Below are 16785 nucleotides of genomic sequence, written 5' to 3'. Positions count from 1 at the left end.
GTCAGATGCAAGAGTAGGGACTAAAACAGAGAGATCTGCAGAATATGTGGATAGCACGAGCTAGCTCCAAGGAGATGTGAATTGGTCAAGGCAGCGGTCAGCCTCGACAACACTCCTGAGCACTCATGCAACGATTCACGTTGACCATTGTGGCATAACTTCTGCAATCGCGAAACAGGTGAACCGAATCTTCTTCGTCACTCGACCGGCCGACGACCCGATCCACGACGCGCCTGATTGCGTTCGAACACCAACCTCAGCCCTTCCAGAGTGAGATCGCGTTCGAGGTGTTCGATGGTGGAGGATTCCGGAATGATCAGTGGCGCACTGTCTCCGGTAGCTATGACGGCCACGTCGGGGCCACTGAACTCCGGCAACTCCTCACGGACACGGCGCACCAAACCGTCGACCAGTCCGGCAAACCCGAACACGGCCCCGGACTGCATGCACTCCACCGTGTTCTTTCCGACCACCGAACGTGGACGGACCAACTCGACCTTGCGCAGCGCGGCAGACTGCGACGCCAAGGCATCGGTCGAGATCTCGAGTCCCGGTGCGATACAACCGCCGAGGAACTCCCCCTTGGCCGAAATGACGTCGATACACGTCGAGGTACCGAAATCGACGACGATGCACGCACTCTCGTAAAGATAATGCGCGGCAAGGCTGTTCACGATCCGGTCGGCACCGACCTCTTTGGGGTTGTCCACCAGGAGCGGCACCCCGGTACGAACCCCGGGCTCGACCACCACGTGCGGAACATGCCCCCAGTACCGTTCGAGCATCACCCGAATCTCGCGCAGCACCGACGGAACAGTCGACAGCGCAGCAACTCCGGTGATTTCATCGACGTGGCGACCCAGCAGCCCACGGAACGTCAACGCCAACTCGTCAGCCGTCATCCGCGGGTCGGTACGCATTCGCCAGTCCTGCACCAGCTTCGAATACTCACCGACCCCGGAAAACAGGCCCAGAACGATGTTGGTGTTCCGCACATCGACCGTGAGCAGCACCGCTACACCAGGCTGGATTCGCGCGAAGCATCCAAAGTCGACAGCATGCGCGGCGTGATCAAACCGGAACCTTCCGGCGCATGTGCCGGATCGCTGCCGAGTTCGATCTGCTTGTTGTCAGCGTCGACGAACACCACGCACGGCTGGTACTCCTTGACTTCCTGCTCATTCATCACGCCATACGCAATGAGGATGACCAGATCGCCAGGCTTGACCAAATGCGCTGCCGCACCGTTAATTCCGATGACACCGGTGCCACGTTCACCTGCAATGACATAGGTCTCGAGCCGGGCGCCGTTGTCGATGTCGACGATGCACACCTGCTCACCTTCGAGCAGATCAGCAGCATCCATCAGATCCTGATCGACGGTGACCGAGCCGACGTAGTGCAGGTCGGCATGCGTCACCGTGGCGCGGTGGATCTTCGACTTCATCATTGTGCGAAACATTTCCGGGCCTCTTCTCGTAAAAAGCGATCAGTGAGCGAGCAGGTCGTCTACAGCGTCAGCGGAAGGATCGGTGTCGCGCTCGAGGAATCCTGTTCCCACAGCAACGCCCACGTTGTCGATCAGACGCGTCGTACCGAGCTTGGCGGCCACCAACAAACGGCCGTCGCCGCGCTCCGGGGCGGGTCCGAGATCAACGCCGCGAACCTCGAGATAATCCACCTCGATCTCGGGAACCGCAGCCAGCACGGCGCGTGCGGTCTCGAGAATTCCTTCGGCTCCGCCCGCTGCGGCATGTGCGCCGGCAATCAAGGCCGCCGACAATGCAACAGCAGCCGTGCGCTGACCCTCGTCGAGGTAGCGGTTACGCGAGGACAAAGCCAAACCGTCGAACTCACGGACCGTCGGAACCCCGATGATCTGCACGTCGAAGTTGAGATCCCACACCATCTGACGGATCAGCGTCAGCTGCTGGTAATCCTTCTCGCCGAAGTACGCGTGATTGGGAGCAGCGATCTGCAGCAGCTTCGCCACCACCGTCAACATGCCCGCAAAGTGCGTCGGACGTGCGCCGCCTTCGAGTTCGCTACCCAACGGTCCCGGCAGGATCGTGGTGCGCTGGCCACGCGGGTACATCGTCTTGACTGTCGGTGCAAACACCAACTCGACGCCCTCGCGGCGAAGCAGTTCCAGATCGGCGTCGAGAGTGCGCGGGTACGCGTCCAGATCCTCGCCGGTGCCGAACTGCAACGGATTGACGAAGATGGACACGATCACAACGGCGCCCGTGAGCTTTGCCTGACGAACCAGCTCGATGTGGCCGGCATGAAGCGCACCCATCGTCGGCACCAATGCCACCTGGCGTCCGACGCCACGCAATGCCCGCGAGACTCGCCGAAGCTTGTCCGCATCGTGGTGCACTGTCAGTTCGCCGCGCTTGTATCCGCCCTGCAAATCACTCACGACGGTCACCTCCTGTTTCAGTCAAGATGTCGAACAATGTGGTGGGGGCGCCCACCCGCTGGGCCGAACGCAAAGACATCGCCCGATATCCGGCTGCAAGCTCCGGGTCGAGATCCGTCAGTACTCGTAAATGTGTCGCAACGGCCTCCGCATCACCGCGAGCCACCGGCCCGGTCAGAGCCGAAGGGCCGCGTCGCAAAGCGTTGTCCAAAGCCGCGGAAAGCAGGGGTTGCAAAACCCGTTCGGCGACGCCACCCGGATCGCCGTCGATCAGTTGCTGACCGAGCAGCTCATCACCCTCCAACGATGCGCGCAGAGCCTCGACGGCATCCACCACCAGCGTGACCAGGTGATTACTGCCGTGCGCCAGCGCAGCGTGATAGAGCGCGCGATTCTCTTCGCGAACCCGCACCGGCTCGCCACCGATTTCCAGGACGAGCGACTGCGCGATCGCATATCCGATGTCGTCTGCGGCCGTGATTCCGAAACATGCCGACGACAACCGTGCGGTGTCCTCGTCGTGGCCGGTGAACGTCATCGCCGGATGAATAGCCAGCGGAAGGGCGCCCAGTTCCGTCAGCGGCGCCAAGATGGCGATGCCGTTGGCCCCGGACGTATGAGCGACAAGGGTGCCGGGCTTTACCGATTGCGTCGCTGCCAGGCCCTTGACCAAGTCCGCCAACTGATCGTCCGGAACAGCAAGGATCAGCAGTTCGGAGCGCGCAGCAACATCGGCGGCCGGAAGGATTTCGGACTCGGGAAGACGCTTGACGGCCCGTGCAACTGAAGCTGCGGACACAGCGGAACAAGCGCCGACAATATGTCCGGCACGCTCCAGCGCAGCACCTACAGCAGTTCCTACCCGACCTGCCGAGACAATTCCAACCGTCAATCGCGCAGGCACAGGTCCATTAGTGATCCCGAAGGAAGTCACCGGATTCCTCTCGTTCGTTCCAGTCCCGCTCGGCGGGTACCAGACGTTCTATCCGAGAGAATATCCTCCGCGAGACATACGACGCTATGGACGGGCGGGTGATCTAGGACTCAGTCCTCACGACTGTCATCCTCAGTCCTCACGACGCCGGCGGCGCCCCGAGCCTTCTCCTGAATTTGCGGAACTGAGATTCGCCATGATCTCGGCAACCGTCAGCCCATTGGAATGCGCGCCGCTGTCCGCGTCTTCCGGAACAGCACGACGTCGACGACGCGGCTCATCCGAGGCCTCGGATTCCGCCTCTGCAACCGGGGCATCGGGCGCATCCACGGCAGATTCTCGGACAACAGCGGCCTCTTCGACCACCACTTCTTCAACAACAACTTCTTCGACAACAGGTGCGACAGGTGCGACAGGTTTTGCTGCCGACGGGGCGGGCTCTTCGAATACCTCGGCATCGTGAACCCGCTGAACCTTCTGCGAATTACCTTTCACCGGAACGGTTTTCGATCCCGGGTTTTTTGCAAAGGACTCACGCCACGAAGTTTCGGCGAACACAACTGTGGTCTCGGCAGTGACCGGCCCGTCATTGGGCGAAGCGAGACCACCCACCTGCGGACTCGGCGAAGCGAGGCTCCCCCCCTGTGGGCTCGGCGCGGCGAGGCTCCCCCCCTGTGGGCTCGGCGATCCGGTGGCGTTTTGCCCGGCTCCGGGTACATACAGACCCGATGCGGCCGGCTGATAAGCCCGGTACGGGCCTCCGCCAAGCTCTCCGACGCGGGTCGAATCAGCTTTCAGAGCGGGCCGCTCGGGAAGCAGACCACCGTCGAAGAGGGCTTCGAGATTGCGTCGCAGCGCCACCAGTTCCGCTCGCAGAGCTGACAGTTCTTCGGCGTCGGCACTGACTTCGCGGCGGACGCGGCCCTCGACACTCAATTCGTATTCTCGACGCGCAGAGATCTCACGCTCGAGTTGCAGCTCGTAGACGGTCTGCAGATCTGCAACCTTGGCTTTGTCGAGCGCTGATTCGCGACGGTATTTGGTCATCGCGATCGCGCCCAGGGTAGCTGCCCAGAGCGCCACCACCAGTCCCACGCGAAGGAGCTGAACACTGTTACTGAAGATCAGGAACAGTGATGCGATGACGGCGAGAGCAAGAAGACCGGCAACGATCATCTGGCTCGCGCTGCGCTTGCTACGGCGCGCAGACTTCGATCGACCAGAATTCGTCATGATTGCCAGGGTACTGGTCAAGCACGCGCGAGCCACGGACCTTGTCTACGCGATTCGCCCACCACGCCTTCAGTGAGCTGGCTCGTCAGGTGTATCTTCCGGCGTCCGGCAACAGTGTTCGAGCCACAAAGAGGCTGCTACCAGCGCAATTGCGGCACCCAATCCGACCCAAGCCCCCGGCGTGTCAGCGGCGGCGGCCCTCAGAACCGATCGTTGTGGGATGAGATACACCAACGCCCCAATCCACACACCAGCGGTAGCTGAACCGACCAAAACGGACGCTTTGGCTAGTGCAAGTATCCGAGCAGCGGTGATCGGATGCAGTTGTCTGTACCCGTCACCGACCTGTCGCTCTTTGATCCTGGACCGAACGACAAACGCGATCACAACTTCGGCGGCGGCAACCACATACAGCGAAGCACCGGCATACACGGGAATCGGCGGCATCGAACCGTAGAACACACGAATCAGAATCCACGTGGCGACCGCCGCCACCACTGCCAAAACCAGTAGTTCACTGATCTTTGTCGGCTTCATCCCCTGATCCTCGTCAGTCACCGAAGGAGAACCGAGTCCGTTGCGAGTACTCCGTCTCGCTCCGATTGATCAAGACCCTGAAGTATCTGCGCTGCCGACACCACGGCACCATCGATCACCAACGTCGCGCCTGGCTCGACGTCGAGCCAGGGAATGAGAACAAATGCCCGCTGATGTGCGCGCGGGTGCGGCAAGGTCAACTCTGGATCGGCGCTGACAATCCCTTCACAGTCCACGACGTCGACGTCCAGACTGCGCGGCCCCCACCGCTGATCCCGAACCCGATCCGCATCTTCTTCGAGTTTCCGAGCCCGCAGAAGCCAGTCGTAGCTTCCGGCATTCGGATCGTCGACCAGGATCACGGCATTGAGAAAATCCTGCTGCTCGACGCCACCCCACGGGGCCGTCGAATACACCGGTGACACTGCGACGACGGCGTCGCCGAGTCCGTCCACCGCAGACTGCAGGTGAGCCAGGCTGTCTCCGATGTTGGAACCGATCGACAGAACGGCCCGAGTCATTTCTGCCTCGTCCGATACGCGACGACAGCGACGTCGGCAAAAACCAACGGAATGGGCGCCGACGGCTTGTGAACGACAACCTCGACGCTCTCCACCCGCGCATCGGTCATCACGTTGTCGGCGATCTCAGCGGCAACAGTCTCGATGAGATCCCGCGACGGACCGCCGACGATCGCTGCGGCAGCCTCGGCCAACTCCCCGTAGTGCAGGGTGTGCTCGAGATTGTCCGACGCGGCTGCCGGAGCCAAATCCATCCACACGGTGATGTCGATGAAAAAGTCTTGGCCATCACGCTTTTCGTGGTCGAAGACGCCGTGGTTGCCTCGAACCTTCAGCCCTCGCAACTCGATCCGATCACCCATGTCAGGCCCTTTCTCGTCCGCGCGACCAAGCTGCGACAACCGCAACGGCGTCGAGTGACGCCTGCGCGTCGTGCACACGAACGCCCCACGCGCCGTCACGCGCAGCAAGTGCTGAAACAACAGCGGTCGCGGTTTCGCGACCTGCCGGTGGTCTCGGGGTTCCATCGGAATCGCTGAGCAGGGACCCGAGGAAACGTTTACGTGACGCTCCCACCAGTACGGGAAAACCCAAGGCATTGAACTCGGGCAGTGCATGCAGCAACGCCCAGTTATGGTCGGCATTCTTCGCGAAACCCAGACCCGGATCAAGAATGATCGCGGAAGGATCGACGCCGGCTTTCAACGCGCAGTCAACCTGCGTCATCAGTTCTTCGCGCACATCCCGAACGACGTCGTCGTAATGATCCGCGCCACCGCCGTGTACGTAATCACTCGCCGAACGCCAATGCATCAGAATCCACGGGACACCGGCGTCAGCGACCACTGCTGCCATATCGGAATCGGCGCGACCACCGGATACGTCGTTGACAATCGCTGCACCGGCTTCGATTGCGGCAGCGGCAACCGACGCCCGCATCGTATCGACGCTGCAACGGATCCCCGCCGCTACAAGTTCTTCGATGACCGGCACGACGCGAGCCACTTCGAGTTCCGAATCGACTCGAATCGCTCCCGGCCTGGTCGATTCGCCGCCGACATCGACAATGTCGACACCGATAGCTTGAAGTTCGAGTCCACGTGCAACAGCAGCATCGCGATCGAGGAAACGACCGCCATCCGAAAACGAATCCGCGGTGACGTTGAGAACTCCCATCACCAGCGTCCGGGCCGGCGTTACTCCCGCTGAGTTCACGTCAATCACTTACGAAGTATGAGGTCCAGAGCCTCGGAACGCGAAGCAGCACTCGACTGCAGAAGCCCACGAACAGCCGACGTCGTTGTGCTCGCTCCGGGCTTGCGGATGCCACGCATTGCCATGCACAAGTGCTCGGCCTCGATAACCACGATGGCACCGCGCGGATCGAGCTTGCGCATCAGAGCATCGGCGATCTGGCTGGTCAGACGTTCCTGCACCTGCGGCCGCTTGGCATACAGATCGACCACGCGAGCAAGCTTGGACAGACCGGTGACCTTTCCGGACTTGCCCGGAATGTAGCCGACGTGGGCGACCCCGTGGAAGGACACCAGGTGGTGCTCGCAGGTGGAAAACATCGGAATGTCGCGCACCAACACCAATTCCTGGTGGCCTTCGTCGAACGTCGTGTTGAGCGCCTCGTCCGGTTCGGTGTACAGCCCGGCGAAGATCTCCCGGTACGACCGTGCAACACGGGCCGGGGTATCGATCAACCCCTGACGGTCGGGATCTTCGCCCACCGCGATCAGCAATTCACGAACTGCTGCTTCTGCCCGGGCCTGATCGAACTGGCGCCCCGTTCCGAGCGACACCAAATCACTGGCCACATCATTCACCGACAACCGAACGCTCCTCGAAAAGTTATTTCATTGCCCCGCCGTACGAGCCTAACGGCGAGTGATCAACGAGATCCGTCCGGTCCGTCCCAGCGCATCGTGCTCGGACCTTCGTCTCCCGAAGTGCCGTTCTGCTCAGGTTCCGGTGTCTGCCACTGCCCCTGGCTTTCGATACCGGAATTACCGCGGTTCGGATCCGCGAACGGGCCACCGTTCGGATACTGCACCGGGTAGTTCGGCTGGGCCGGCGGCTGTCCCTGATACTGCTGTCCCGCGTGTTGCTGGGGGCCAGGGTACTGCTGCTGGTTGGGGTACTGCTGCTGGTTGGGCTGCTGCTGCTGGTTGGGCTGCTGCTGGTTGGGATATTGCTGTTGCTCGGGATATGCCTGCTCACCCGGGTGACTCTGCGGCTGGCCGTACTGACCGGGCGCGGGCTGCGCACCGGGGTTCTGTCCTGGGTTGGGAGCACCCTGGTATCCGCCGGACTGCTGGCCGGGGTAAGCCTGCGTCGGGTTTTCTCGCGGCGGCCAGCCCGGAGCAGACCAACCGGCAGGCGCACCGTAGTCGGGCGTACCCGGCTGCGGTGTGGGCTGCTGGGGCACGGACTGCTGAGGCGCCGGCTGCTGGGGAGCGTTGGGCTGCACGTAACCGTTGGAAGGTCCACCGTTCACAACAGCAGACGCACCGGCCTTCACCAGTACGGGTGCCGGGACGGGCTCCGGCCACGTTTCTCCGCGCTCGATTGCCAATTCACGAGGCGTCTTGACCGGCGGACGATCCGAAGGCGTGCGGCCACCGAAATCATTGAAAGCTGTGATGCGCGGACGCTTTTCGACGCCGACAAGAATCTTCTCGAGGTCCTTGCGCGTCAACGTTTCACGTTCGAGCAGTTCAGTGGCAATGAGGTCGAGTGCGTCCCGGTACTCGCTCAGGATTGCCCAGGCTTCGGTGTGCGCGGCCTCGATGAGGTTGCGCACCTCCTCGTCGATTTCGCGAGCGATCTCGTGCGAGTAGTCCGACTGCACGCCCATCGAACGGCCGAGGAACGGATCGCCGCCCTCCTGGCCGTAGCGGACGGCACCGAGCTTGGCGCTCATGCCGTATTCGGTGACCATCGCGCGAGCGATCTTGGTTGCCATGTCGATGTCCGAAGAAGCGCCGGTGGTGGGCTCGTGGAACACCAGTTCCTCGGCAGCGCGTCCACCCATTGCCATGACCAGACGAGCGATCATCTCGGATCGCGTCATCAAGCCCTTGTCGTCCTCGGGCACCGTCATTGCGTGACCGCCGGTGCGGCCGCGAGCGAGGATGGTGACCTTGTAGATGGGCTCGATATCGGGCATCGCCCAAGCCGCGAGCGTGTGTCCACCCTCGTGGTACGCGGTGATCTTTCGTTCGTGCTCACTGATGATGCGGCTCTTGCGGCGCGGTCCACCGACAACGCGGTCAACTGATTCCTCGAGTGCGGCTTCGGTGATGACCGTGCCGTTCTCGCGGGCCGTGAGCAGTGCAGCTTCGTTGATGACGTTGGCGAGGTCGGCACCGGACATGCCGACGGTGCGCTTCGCGAGACCTTCGAGGTCTGCGTTGGGGTCGATCGGCTTGCCCTGCGAATGGACTCGCAAGATTGCGCGACGGCCGGCGAGGTCCGGAGCACCGACGGGGATCTGACGGTCGAAACGGCCCGGACGCAACAGAGCCGGATCGAGGATGTCGGGACGGTTGGTTGCAGCGATCAGGATGACGCCGGTGCGGTCACCGAAGCCGTCCATCTCGACGAGCAACTGGTTGAGCGTCTGCTCGCGCTCGTCGTGTCCGCCGCCGAGGCCTGCGCCACGCTGACGGCCGACTGCGTCGATCTCGTCGACGAAGATGATGCAGGGACTGTTCTGCTTGGCCTGCTCGAACATGTCACGAACACGCGAAGCACCGACGCCGACAAACATCTCGACGAAATCGGAACCGGAGATGGTGAAGAACGGAACGCCGGCTTCGCCTGCGACAGCGCGAGCGAGCAGCGTCTTACCGGTACCGGGAGGTCCGTACAGCAGGACACCACGCGGGATTTTTGCGCCCAAGGCCTGGTAGCGGGCCGGGTTTTGCAAGAAGTCCTTGATCTCGTACAGCTCTTCGACAGCTTCGTCCGCACCGGCGACGTCGGCGAACGTGGTCTTGGGCATGTCCTTGTTCAGCTGCTTGGCCTTCGATTTACCGAAGCCCATCACACCGCCGCGGCCACCGCCGCCCTGCATGCGGTTCATGACGAAGAAGAAGATGCCGAACAGGATGACCATCGGCAGCACGAACAGGAGAATCGACGTCACCCAACTTTGGGTGGTGACGGTGGTGTTGAACTTCTCGAGCTGTGCGTTCTGGATGTCGGTGAAGATCTCCTGCGACGCACTCTCGGGGAACTTCGCGAGAATCTGCGTCTGGCCATCGGTAGCGTCGTTGCCGTCCTTGAGCCACAGGCGAACAACCTGCTCACGGTCGTCGATCTGCGCAGACTTGACGTTTTTGGCGTCGAGTTGGGAGATCGCGACCGACGTATCGACGGTCTTGAAGCCACGGGTGTCGTTGCCGAAGTAGCTGAAGGCGTAAATCACCAAGAGCACTACGGCTACGAGTAGCACGTTACGGAACACAGTCTTACGGTTCATACAGGTCGGCCGATGTGGCCGGTCCTTTCGGGAGTGCGGGTCTGCCGGTCGCCGCCGGCTGTCAACCGACACCTGCAGGTTACCGTGGTCGGTCCCGTCTGTGCCCGTCAGCAGCCAAGCAGCTCGCTCAAATGCTCGTCACTTATCCCAACGACGACCGTGCCCGTCAGGTTCCCGAGCTATGGCGCAGCACCGTTTTGTGTGAGCAAACACGTTTGCTGGGGTTGTGCCTGCAGGGTGGCTAACTGTCCCGCGATCTCGGCCGAGAGTCAGGACACGACGAAATGCGACAGAATCGCCTGGACTTCGTAGATGTCGACCTGCTTGGTGAACTGCTTCTGGATGGGCGTCGCACTTCCCGAGATCCAGATCTTGAGCTCCGCATCAAGATCGAAGGTTCCTGCCGTCTCGACGGCAAACTGCGTAATCGAGCGGTACGGCACGCTGCGATATTCGATTTTCCTGCCCGTCAACCCTTGTTTGTCGACGAACAGCAGACGCCGATTGGTGAACAGGAATGCGTCGCGGACCAGCTGATACGCCGCGTGAATCTGCTCACCGTTTCCGAGCAGACGCGCGTACTCCTGATGCGCCGCCGCTGGATCGATCTTTCCAGCGTTGCCGATCAAACCATCCATGAGACCCATCAGGTCTACTACCTCCACATTTGTTCGCGGTGCCTGCCCAATTGAGCGCAGGCACCGAGAAAGTCGCCCCCAGAGGCGAAGGTGTTACCGAGTGAGCAGCCTCAGCCGCCGTAAACCTCGGGATCGAGCAGACCGATGTACGGCAGATCGCGGTAACGCTCGGCGTAATCGAGGCCGTATCCGACAACAAATTCGTTGGGGATGTCGAACCCGACGTCGCGCACGTCGACGTCGATCTTCACGGCGTCAGGCTTGCGGAGCAGCGTGACAACCTCGAGCGAAGCGGGGTTGCGGGTCTTGAGGTTGCGCATCAACCACGAGAGTGTGAGACCGGAGTCGATGATGTCCTCGACGATCAGCACGTGACGGCCGGCGATGTCCTTGTCGAGGTCCTTGAGGATGCGCACAACACCCGAAGAGGAGGTCGAGGAACCGTAGGAGCTGACGGCCATGAACTCCATCTGGGACGGAATCGGCAGGGCCCTCGCGAAGTCCGTCATGAAGAAAACAGCGCCCTTGAGGACACCGATCAACAGCAGGTCACCCTCGGGTGCACCGACCGGGTAGCGCTTGGCAATCTCCTCAGCCAGTTCTGCCGTTCGCTGGCGAATCTGGTCTTCCGAGATCAATACCGATGCGATGTCACCCTCGTACACGCGTCAAACCCTTCGTCGGTCTTCTAATCCGACGATCAGCCTGCCACGTCGACGGACCACCACCAACCTCGCCTCCGGGGTTCCGCCGCCGATCGCGACACCACCTTGCCCACGCCAATCGGTAACCAGTGCGTCGACGGCACGTAACTGCTTGTCCGTCAATGCTTTTGCGCCACGATCGCGAAGCCAACTCCGAAGGGCGCGTCGCCGGATCGCACTCGCCGAATCCGCGAGTGTGGCGACTTCCACTCCCCCGTCGACGACAACGTGTCCAAGAACCGTCGCGGCATGTTCGTCGAGGACCTCTCCGTCGTCACGCAACTGCGCTGCGGTGCGAGCCAGTGCCTCGGCAACGCCGCCGCCGAGGATCTCTTCGAGAAGCGGCAGGGCCTCGTGCCGCAACCGGACTCGAGTGAACTCGTCGTTGGTGTTGTGTGGGTCTTCCCAGGGAGTGATCGACAGGTCGACGCACGCTGCTCGGGTCACCGACCGTCGCACACCGAGCAGTGGGCGTCCCCACGGATCGTCGAATGCCTGCATTCCCTGAATAGAACGTCCACCGGATCCCCGGGCAAGCCCAAGGAGCACCGTTTCTGCCTGATCGTCGAGAGTGTGCCCGAGAAGGACCGGCAAGTCTCCCCTGGCGCTGTCCAGGGCCCGGTAGCGCGCATCACGTGCTGCCGCCTCGAGGCTTCCACGGCCATCCACGTCGACTGCCAGCACCTGGACCGATCTAACTCCCAATGCCCGGGCCTGATCTGCGGCAGCGCGAGCGACATCGCCCGAACCCTCCTGCAGGCGATGGTCGATGATCACCGCGTCAACCGACTCCGCCTCGGCCACGGCAGCCGCCGTCAGAGCAAGCGAATCTGCACCACCCGACAACCCCACACATACCGAACCCTGCGGTCGATACAGCCGCAGCCACGCCCGCACCGCCAGCCTCAATTCCAGCAGCGCCGCAGTTTCAGGCAACAACATCTAGCCGAGCACTCGCTTCACCCAGGCTTCGGGGTTGTCGATCTCGTCAAGCAACGGCAAGGTGTCCGGCCCCGTCCAGATGGTGTTGAACTGCTCCATCCCGACTTTGAGGACGACGGCGTCGACAAAAGCCTTACCGCGGACGTACTGCGCCATCTTGGCGTCCATGCCGAGAAGCATCTTGATGATGCGCTGCACCGGGTTGGACTTGCGCTGCCGACGCTTGTCGAAGGCTGCGCGAATCGTGGTCACCGAGGGCACCACAGCGGGTCCGACGGCATCCATCACGTGATCGGCGTGGCCTTCGAGGAGCGTTCCGAGAATCAGCATGCGGTCGAGAGCGTCGCGTTGCGGCTCTGCTTGCGACGCTCGCAGCAGCCCGATGATTCCGCCGGGGGTGGAGTCGTCTGCAGCGGCCGGGTCTTTCCGGGACCGTAGTTCCGCAGCGAGACGCCCGACGACGTCCGTCATCGACTCGTCGACCGTTGCACTCAAGGTTTCGACGGATTCCTTCATGTAATCCGCCAACCACGGTGACGACGAGAACTGCACGCGGTGAGTAACTTCATGCAGGCAGACCCAGAGCCGGAAGTCACTCGGGTTCAGTCGCAGCGAGCGTTCGACGGACACGATGTTGGGAGTGACGAGCAGCAGCGTTCCGTGCTCGCCGGTGAACGGGTCGTACTGCCCGAGAATTGCCGACGACAGGTACGCGAGCATCGCGCCGGCCTGCAGACCTGCAGGCTTGCCCACCAGAAAGTTTCCGGTGCCGTCCGGATCTGCTCCGGTGAGGTTCGCCATCGACCGCGATGCTGCGGTAATCCAGCCGGCGCGATCGAGGACATCAGCAGCTGGGACGGGAAGGCCGTCGGCGAGGCCGGTGACTTCACGCACCGGCAACTCAGCGCGTTCCGACGCGTCGGCCAGTTCCGCTGTGGCCGTTTCGAATGTGTACCTCGACATCGCGGGACCGCTAGGAGCAAATTTGATGCCGGCCTTCGCAGCGAGACTCCAATCGACTGCCCCACCCAGGGTTGTCGATTCTTCGTCAGGAGTCTTGTCGGCCACTATTGGCACCCGCAATTCCTCAATGCTCCGGCGATGGCGTCCAGGGCTGGACGACTCACTTCAGGTGGTCGATCGTTCGACATGAGCGCGAAGGTGAGCACTCGGCCGTTTTGATCGACTACAAAACCTGACAACGCACTCGCTGTCGACAGAGTTCCCGTCTTGGCGCGCACCCAACCTGCGCCCGTTCTGTTGCCCGACGCGTATCGATCGGACAAACTGCCCGTTCCGCCGGCAACGGGCAGGTAGTCGAGCAGCGGGCGAAGTCTCGGATCCCCGTCACCCGCGGCAGCCGTCATCACACGATCGAGAACTTCGGCAGGAATCAGATCGTCGACAGACAACCCGCTCGAGTCGAAGAGTGAAACACCGGTGTAGCCGAAACCTGCTGCCTGCAGAGTCTTGCCGGTCGCGTCGACGGCACCGGAGAACGAGGCTTCGATGCCTGATGCAATCGCCACCTCACGTCCGATGGTCTCGGCGAGCACGTTGTCGGAATGGTCCATCATCTGCATCAACCGGTCACTCAGCGGCGCGGATTGCACGGTCGCGATCCGCTTGGCGCCGGCCGGTGCAACTCCTGCGCTGACCTTGGATTCGTCGACGCCGAGCTCCTTGGCCAAAACCTTGCCCACATCCAATGCGGGAGTTTCCGAGCGCGGCGACTCGTCCTTGGTTCCGTCGAAGCGACCGCCCTCGATCATCACAGACTCGATGGGCGTGATGTATCCGGCAGCGACGTCGGCGTCGAACCATCCCTTGGCCATTGTCTCGCCCTTGAACAGGCTGCTGTCCACGACGACGCTGTCCACGGCTGTTCCCGACGCCTTGATCTGATCGACCAGGTCGGCAATGTGCGCCGCATTGGCGTAGTACCCGCTCTGGCCTTTGGGTGTGGCGGTCAGTGTCGGGTCACCGCCACCGACCAACACCACCTGTCCCGGTACCGAACCCGCAACAACCGTTGTCGACACCCGGTGATCGAGCGGCAACTTGAGCAGCGCCGCACCCGCGGTGAGAATTTTGGTGGTGGACGCCGGTGTCATGGGCGTCGACGGGTCGACGCTCCACAACACTTTCCCGGTCAATGCGTCAGCGACAACACCGGAGAACTTCCCAAGATCGGGGTTCGCGACAGCCGGACCGATAGCCGCGGCTATTCCTGCTTCCGACGGCATCGGCGCATCCGCCGGAACGGGCACCACCTGCGGCGACGGAGTTACCGGCGTCGGCTGCGGCGACGTCGTCACTATCGCGTTCTGAGTGGGTTCCTCGGCGGATCCGAGAGCCACCGCCAGCACCGCTGCGATAGCCACCACGGCAACGACGCACACCGCAAGAAGTACGCGAACTGTGCGTCGTCGATGCTCTTCCAACGAGCCGATCTTTTTCTTTCCCTGGCCCGACAACGCCCCTCCGTCTGTACTCGCCTTGCTGGGTGGTCAGCCAACCTTATCCTTGACCCGATATCCTTCCGACGAATCATTACCGACACGACAGCGAGGAATCGGCGTGGAGTTCGACGTCACCATCGAGATCCCCAAGGGTCAGCGCAACAAGTACGAGGTCGACCACGAGACTGGCCGCGTAAAGCTGGACCGTTACCTCTACACCGCTTTCGGCTACCCGGCTGACTACGGATACATCGAGAACACCCTCGGCGAGGACGGCGATCCTCTGGACGCCATGGTTCTTCTGCCCGAGTCCGTCTACCCCGGCGTAATCGTCGAGGCTCGCCCCGTCGCCATGTTCAAGATGGTCGACGAGGCCGGCGGAGACGACAAGGTCCTGTGCGTTCCGGCAGGCGACCCCCGTTGGGATCACATTCAGGATCTCAGCGACATTTCGCAGTTCGAGTTGGACGCGATCAAGCATTTCTTCGTCCACTACAAGGACTTGGAGCCGAACAAGCACGTCACCGGCGCTGACTGGGTTGGCGCAGCCGAGGCAAAGGCCGAGGTCGAGGCTTCGATCAAGCGTCTCGCCGACAACGGTGGACACTGACGCATCTGCGTAAGAAAATCCCCGCACATCTTTTTGATGTGCGGGGATTTTTGTTTTGACCGCTATCTACTCACCCTTGCAGTATCTACTCGCCCTTGAACGCAGCGGGACGCTTCTGGAAGACGGAAGTGATGGCTTCGGTCAGATCCTGCGACGGCAGGAACGCCGCGTTCCAGGCTGCGACGTAGCGCAGGCTGTCGTTCACGCTCGCGCTCCGCGTGTGATCAAGGACGTCTTTGATGCCGTGGACGACGAGCGGCGGGTTGAGAGCGATCTCCTTGGCCGTTGCGCGAGCGGCCGCGAGCACGGCGTCGGCGTCGGCGAACACGTCGTTGACGAGACCAATTTTCTCGGCGCGCGCCGCATCGATGTCTTTGCCGGTCAGTGCCAGTTCACGCAGGTGGCCGTCGCCGATGATCGCGGGCAGACGAGCGAGACTGCCCATGTCTGCGACGATGGCAACCTTCACCTCACGGATACTGAACTTTGCGTCGGCGCTCGCGTAGCGGATGTCGGCGGCGGTGATGAGGTCGACGCCACCACCGATGCACCAGCCCTGGACTGCAGCGATCACGGGCTTGCGGCAATCCGCAACAGCGTTGATGCCCAACTGCATGCGCTTGATCATGTCGTGGAATTTGGTTCGAGGGCCGGCCTGGGCCTTGTCTGCCATGACGGCGCCGAACTCTCCGCTCATGGCAGCCAGGTCCAGTCCGAACGAGAAGTGCTTACCCGAACCGGCGACGACGACGGCCCGCACTTCCGGATCTGCGTCGAGGTCGGCGAAGATCGCTGGGAGTTCACTCCAGAAATCCGGGCCCATCGCATTGCCCTTGCCGGGGCCGATCAACGTCACCTGGGCAATGTTGTCTTCGCGCTCGACTGTGAACGCATTCCAGCTCTTCTGTTCGCTCATTACTCAAGAGTAACCTCGAGTGACGGTCAGCCGAAGAGGCCGGCCTCGTCCAGCACCAAGACCAGCAACGACACTGCGATCAGAGCGAACATCGTCAGCATTGCGATCCTGGTGGCACGTTCACTCGTCGGCGGAAAAACTCGGACCGCCGGATGCTCCGCAACGTACTGAGACAACGGAATTGTCCGCTTGCTCGACGTTGCCGAGCTCCTTACCGCGACACTTGTAGCCATTGCATTGTCCTTTCACCTTCGCAGCCCTCTTCGAATACCCGAAAAGTCAAGCATCCAACGAGGTTCGACGTCTCCAATCTAGCCCCGCAGCACAAAGAAATCAGCTCGAGGATCCTGCGAATCTGCTGAGAACCGGAAACT

At 61.9% G+C, this 16785-nt stretch carries 19 protein-coding genes; 1 reads left to right on the top strand and 18 read right to left on the bottom strand.

Features of this window, described 5'->3' with window-relative positions:
* Positions 1–197: 197 nt before the first annotated feature.
* The 16 genes from MTX36_RS14075 to dacB all read right to left on the bottom strand — a co-directional run bounded on the left by MTX36_RS14075 (position 198) and on the right by dacB (position 14900).
* Positions 198–1013: a type III pantothenate kinase gene (locus tag MTX36_RS14075; protein ID WP_243620368.1), complete on the bottom strand. Its 816-nt coding sequence runs from the start codon at positions 1011–1013 to the stop codon at positions 198–200.
* Between the two features lie 2 nt (positions 1014–1015).
* On the bottom strand, positions 1016–1462 hold the full coding sequence (gene panD / locus MTX36_RS14070) for an aspartate 1-decarboxylase (protein ID WP_243620367.1): 447 nt from the start codon (positions 1460–1462) through the stop codon (positions 1016–1018).
* Between the two features lie 27 nt (positions 1463–1489).
* The gene (panC, locus tag MTX36_RS14065) at positions 1490–2422 is read right to left on the bottom strand and encodes a pantoate--beta-alanine ligase (protein WP_243620366.1); all 933 of its coding nucleotides are present in this window, start codon (positions 2420–2422) and stop codon (positions 1490–1492) included.
* Complete coding sequence (locus tag MTX36_RS14060) at positions 2415–3356, bottom strand: Rossmann-like and DUF2520 domain-containing protein (protein ID WP_243620365.1); 942 nt, start codon at positions 3354–3356, stop codon at positions 2415–2417. The genes panC and MTX36_RS14060 overlap by 8 nt, the downstream gene beginning before the upstream one ends.
* 132 nt (positions 3357–3488) lie before the next feature.
* Positions 3489–4589, bottom strand: a complete 1101-nt coding sequence (locus MTX36_RS14055) for a DUF6779 domain-containing protein (RefSeq protein WP_243620364.1) — start codon at positions 4587–4589, stop codon at positions 3489–3491.
* 69 nt (positions 4590–4658) lie between these two features.
* Positions 4659–5126: a DUF3180 domain-containing protein gene (locus MTX36_RS14050; protein ID WP_243620363.1), complete on the bottom strand. Its 468-nt coding sequence runs from the start codon at positions 5124–5126 to the stop codon at positions 4659–4661.
* A 17-nt stretch (positions 5127–5143) separates the two neighbouring features.
* Entirely contained in the window at positions 5144–5647 is a 504-nt protein-coding gene (gene folK, locus MTX36_RS14045; RefSeq protein WP_243620362.1) for a 2-amino-4-hydroxy-6-hydroxymethyldihydropteridine diphosphokinase, read from the bottom strand.
* Complete coding sequence (folB, locus tag MTX36_RS14040) at positions 5644–6009, bottom strand: dihydroneopterin aldolase (protein ID WP_094270990.1); 366 nt, start codon at positions 6007–6009, stop codon at positions 5644–5646. Before folB ends, folK begins: the two co-directional genes overlap by 4 nt.
* A 1-nt stretch (position 6010) precedes the next feature.
* Positions 6011–6823 (bottom strand): dihydropteroate synthase, encoded by an 813-nt coding sequence (gene folP, locus MTX36_RS14035; protein ID WP_243620443.1) that lies wholly within the window; start codon positions 6821–6823, stop codon positions 6011–6013.
* 44 nt (positions 6824–6867) lie between these two features.
* Complete coding sequence (gene folE, locus MTX36_RS14030; RefSeq protein ID WP_094270989.1) at positions 6868–7485, bottom strand: GTP cyclohydrolase I FolE; 618 nt, start codon at positions 7483–7485, stop codon at positions 6868–6870.
* 59 nt (positions 7486–7544) lie between these two features.
* Positions 7545–10139, bottom strand: a complete 2595-nt coding sequence (gene ftsH, locus MTX36_RS14025; RefSeq protein ID WP_243620361.1) for an ATP-dependent zinc metalloprotease FtsH — start codon at positions 10137–10139, stop codon at positions 7545–7547.
* Positions 10140–10408: 269 nt separating this feature from the next.
* Positions 10409–10786 (bottom strand): PH domain-containing protein, encoded by a 378-nt coding sequence (locus MTX36_RS14020; protein WP_094274731.1) that lies wholly within the window; start codon positions 10784–10786, stop codon positions 10409–10411.
* A gap of 101 nt (positions 10787–10887) precedes the next feature.
* The gene (hpt, locus tag MTX36_RS14015; protein ID WP_094270987.1) at positions 10888–11442 is read right to left on the bottom strand and encodes a hypoxanthine phosphoribosyltransferase; all 555 of its coding nucleotides are present in this window, start codon (positions 11440–11442) and stop codon (positions 10888–10890) included.
* Between the two features lie 3 nt (positions 11443–11445).
* A complete protein-coding gene (gene tilS, locus MTX36_RS14010) occupies positions 11446–12423 on the bottom strand; it encodes a tRNA lysidine(34) synthetase TilS (RefSeq protein WP_243620360.1) in 978 nt (325 codons plus the stop codon).
* The gene (locus MTX36_RS14005; protein ID WP_243620442.1) at positions 12424–13491 is read right to left on the bottom strand and encodes a zinc-dependent metalloprotease; all 1068 of its coding nucleotides are present in this window, start codon (positions 13489–13491) and stop codon (positions 12424–12426) included.
* Complete coding sequence (gene dacB, locus MTX36_RS14000) at positions 13491–14900, bottom strand: D-alanyl-D-alanine carboxypeptidase/D-alanyl-D-alanine-endopeptidase (protein WP_243620359.1); 1410 nt, start codon at positions 14898–14900, stop codon at positions 13491–13493. Before dacB ends, MTX36_RS14005 begins: the two co-directional genes overlap by 1 nt.
* A 103-nt stretch (positions 14901–15003) precedes the next feature.
* Here dacB and MTX36_RS13995 point away from each other — a divergent pair, with 103 nt between their 5' ends.
* A complete protein-coding gene (locus tag MTX36_RS13995; protein WP_094270983.1) occupies positions 15004–15495 on the top strand; it encodes an inorganic diphosphatase in 492 nt (163 codons plus the stop codon).
* Between the two features lie 85 nt (positions 15496–15580).
* Here MTX36_RS13995 and MTX36_RS13990 read toward each other — a convergent pair whose 3' ends face one another.
* Together MTX36_RS13990 and MTX36_RS13985 are read right to left on the bottom strand one after the other, a co-directional pair.
* Complete coding sequence (locus MTX36_RS13990) at positions 15581–16411, bottom strand: crotonase/enoyl-CoA hydratase family protein (RefSeq protein ID WP_094270982.1); 831 nt, start codon at positions 16409–16411, stop codon at positions 15581–15583.
* A 26-nt stretch (positions 16412–16437) separates the two neighbouring features.
* Positions 16438–16644 (bottom strand): hypothetical protein, encoded by a 207-nt coding sequence (locus MTX36_RS13985; protein WP_169633779.1) that lies wholly within the window; start codon positions 16642–16644, stop codon positions 16438–16440.
* Between the last annotated feature and the right edge of the window lie 141 nt (positions 16645–16785).

It is taken from the genome of Rhodococcus sp. ARC_M6 (assembly GCF_022810305.1).
GTDB lineage: Bacteria > Actinomycetota > Actinomycetes > Mycobacteriales > Mycobacteriaceae > Rhodococcus_F.
Note: the sequence above shows the minus strand (reverse complement) of the source record. Positions and strands in the feature narration are given on the sequence as shown.

What these genes read in the sequence shown, in the direction of transcription:
- panD (WP_243620367.1), bottom strand. Translation starts at nt 1,462, where the DNA reads ATGTTTCGCACAATGATGAAGTCGAAGATCCACCGCGCCACGGTGACG.
- MTX36_RS14055 (WP_243620364.1), bottom strand. Translation starts at nt 4,589, where the DNA reads ATGACGAATTCTGGTCGATCGAAGTCTGCGCGCCGTAGCAAGCGCAGC.
- MTX36_RS14050 (WP_243620363.1), bottom strand. Translation starts at nt 5,126, where the DNA reads ATGAAGCCGACAAAGATCAGTGAACTACTGGTTTTGGCAGTGGTGGCG.
- folK (WP_243620362.1), bottom strand. Translation starts at nt 5,647, where the DNA reads ATGACTCGGGCCGTTCTGTCGATCGGTTCCAACATCGGAGACAGCCTG.
- folB (WP_094270990.1), bottom strand. Translation starts at nt 6,009, where the DNA reads ATGGGTGATCGGATCGAGTTGCGAGGGCTGAAGGTTCGAGGCAACCAC.
- folP (WP_243620443.1), bottom strand. Translation starts at nt 6,823, where the DNA reads ATGGGAGTTCTCAACGTCACCGCGGATTCGTTTTCGGATGGCGGTCGT.
- ftsH (WP_243620361.1), bottom strand. Translation starts at nt 10,139, where the DNA reads ATGAACCGTAAGACTGTGTTCCGTAACGTGCTACTCGTAGCCGTAGTG.
- MTX36_RS14020 (WP_094274731.1), bottom strand. Translation starts at nt 10,786, where the DNA reads ATGGGTCTCATGGATGGTTTGATCGGCAACGCTGGAAAGATCGATCCA.
- tilS (WP_243620360.1), bottom strand. Translation starts at nt 12,423, where the DNA reads ATGTTGTTGCCTGAAACTGCGGCGCTGCTGGAATTGAGGCTGGCGGTG.
- MTX36_RS13990 (WP_094270982.1), bottom strand. Translation starts at nt 16,411, where the DNA reads ATGAGCGAACAGAAGAGCTGGAATGCGTTCACAGTCGAGCGCGAAGAC.
- MTX36_RS13985 (WP_169633779.1), bottom strand. Translation starts at nt 16,644, where the DNA reads ATGGCTACAAGTGTCGCGGTAAGGAGCTCGGCAACGTCGAGCAAGCGG.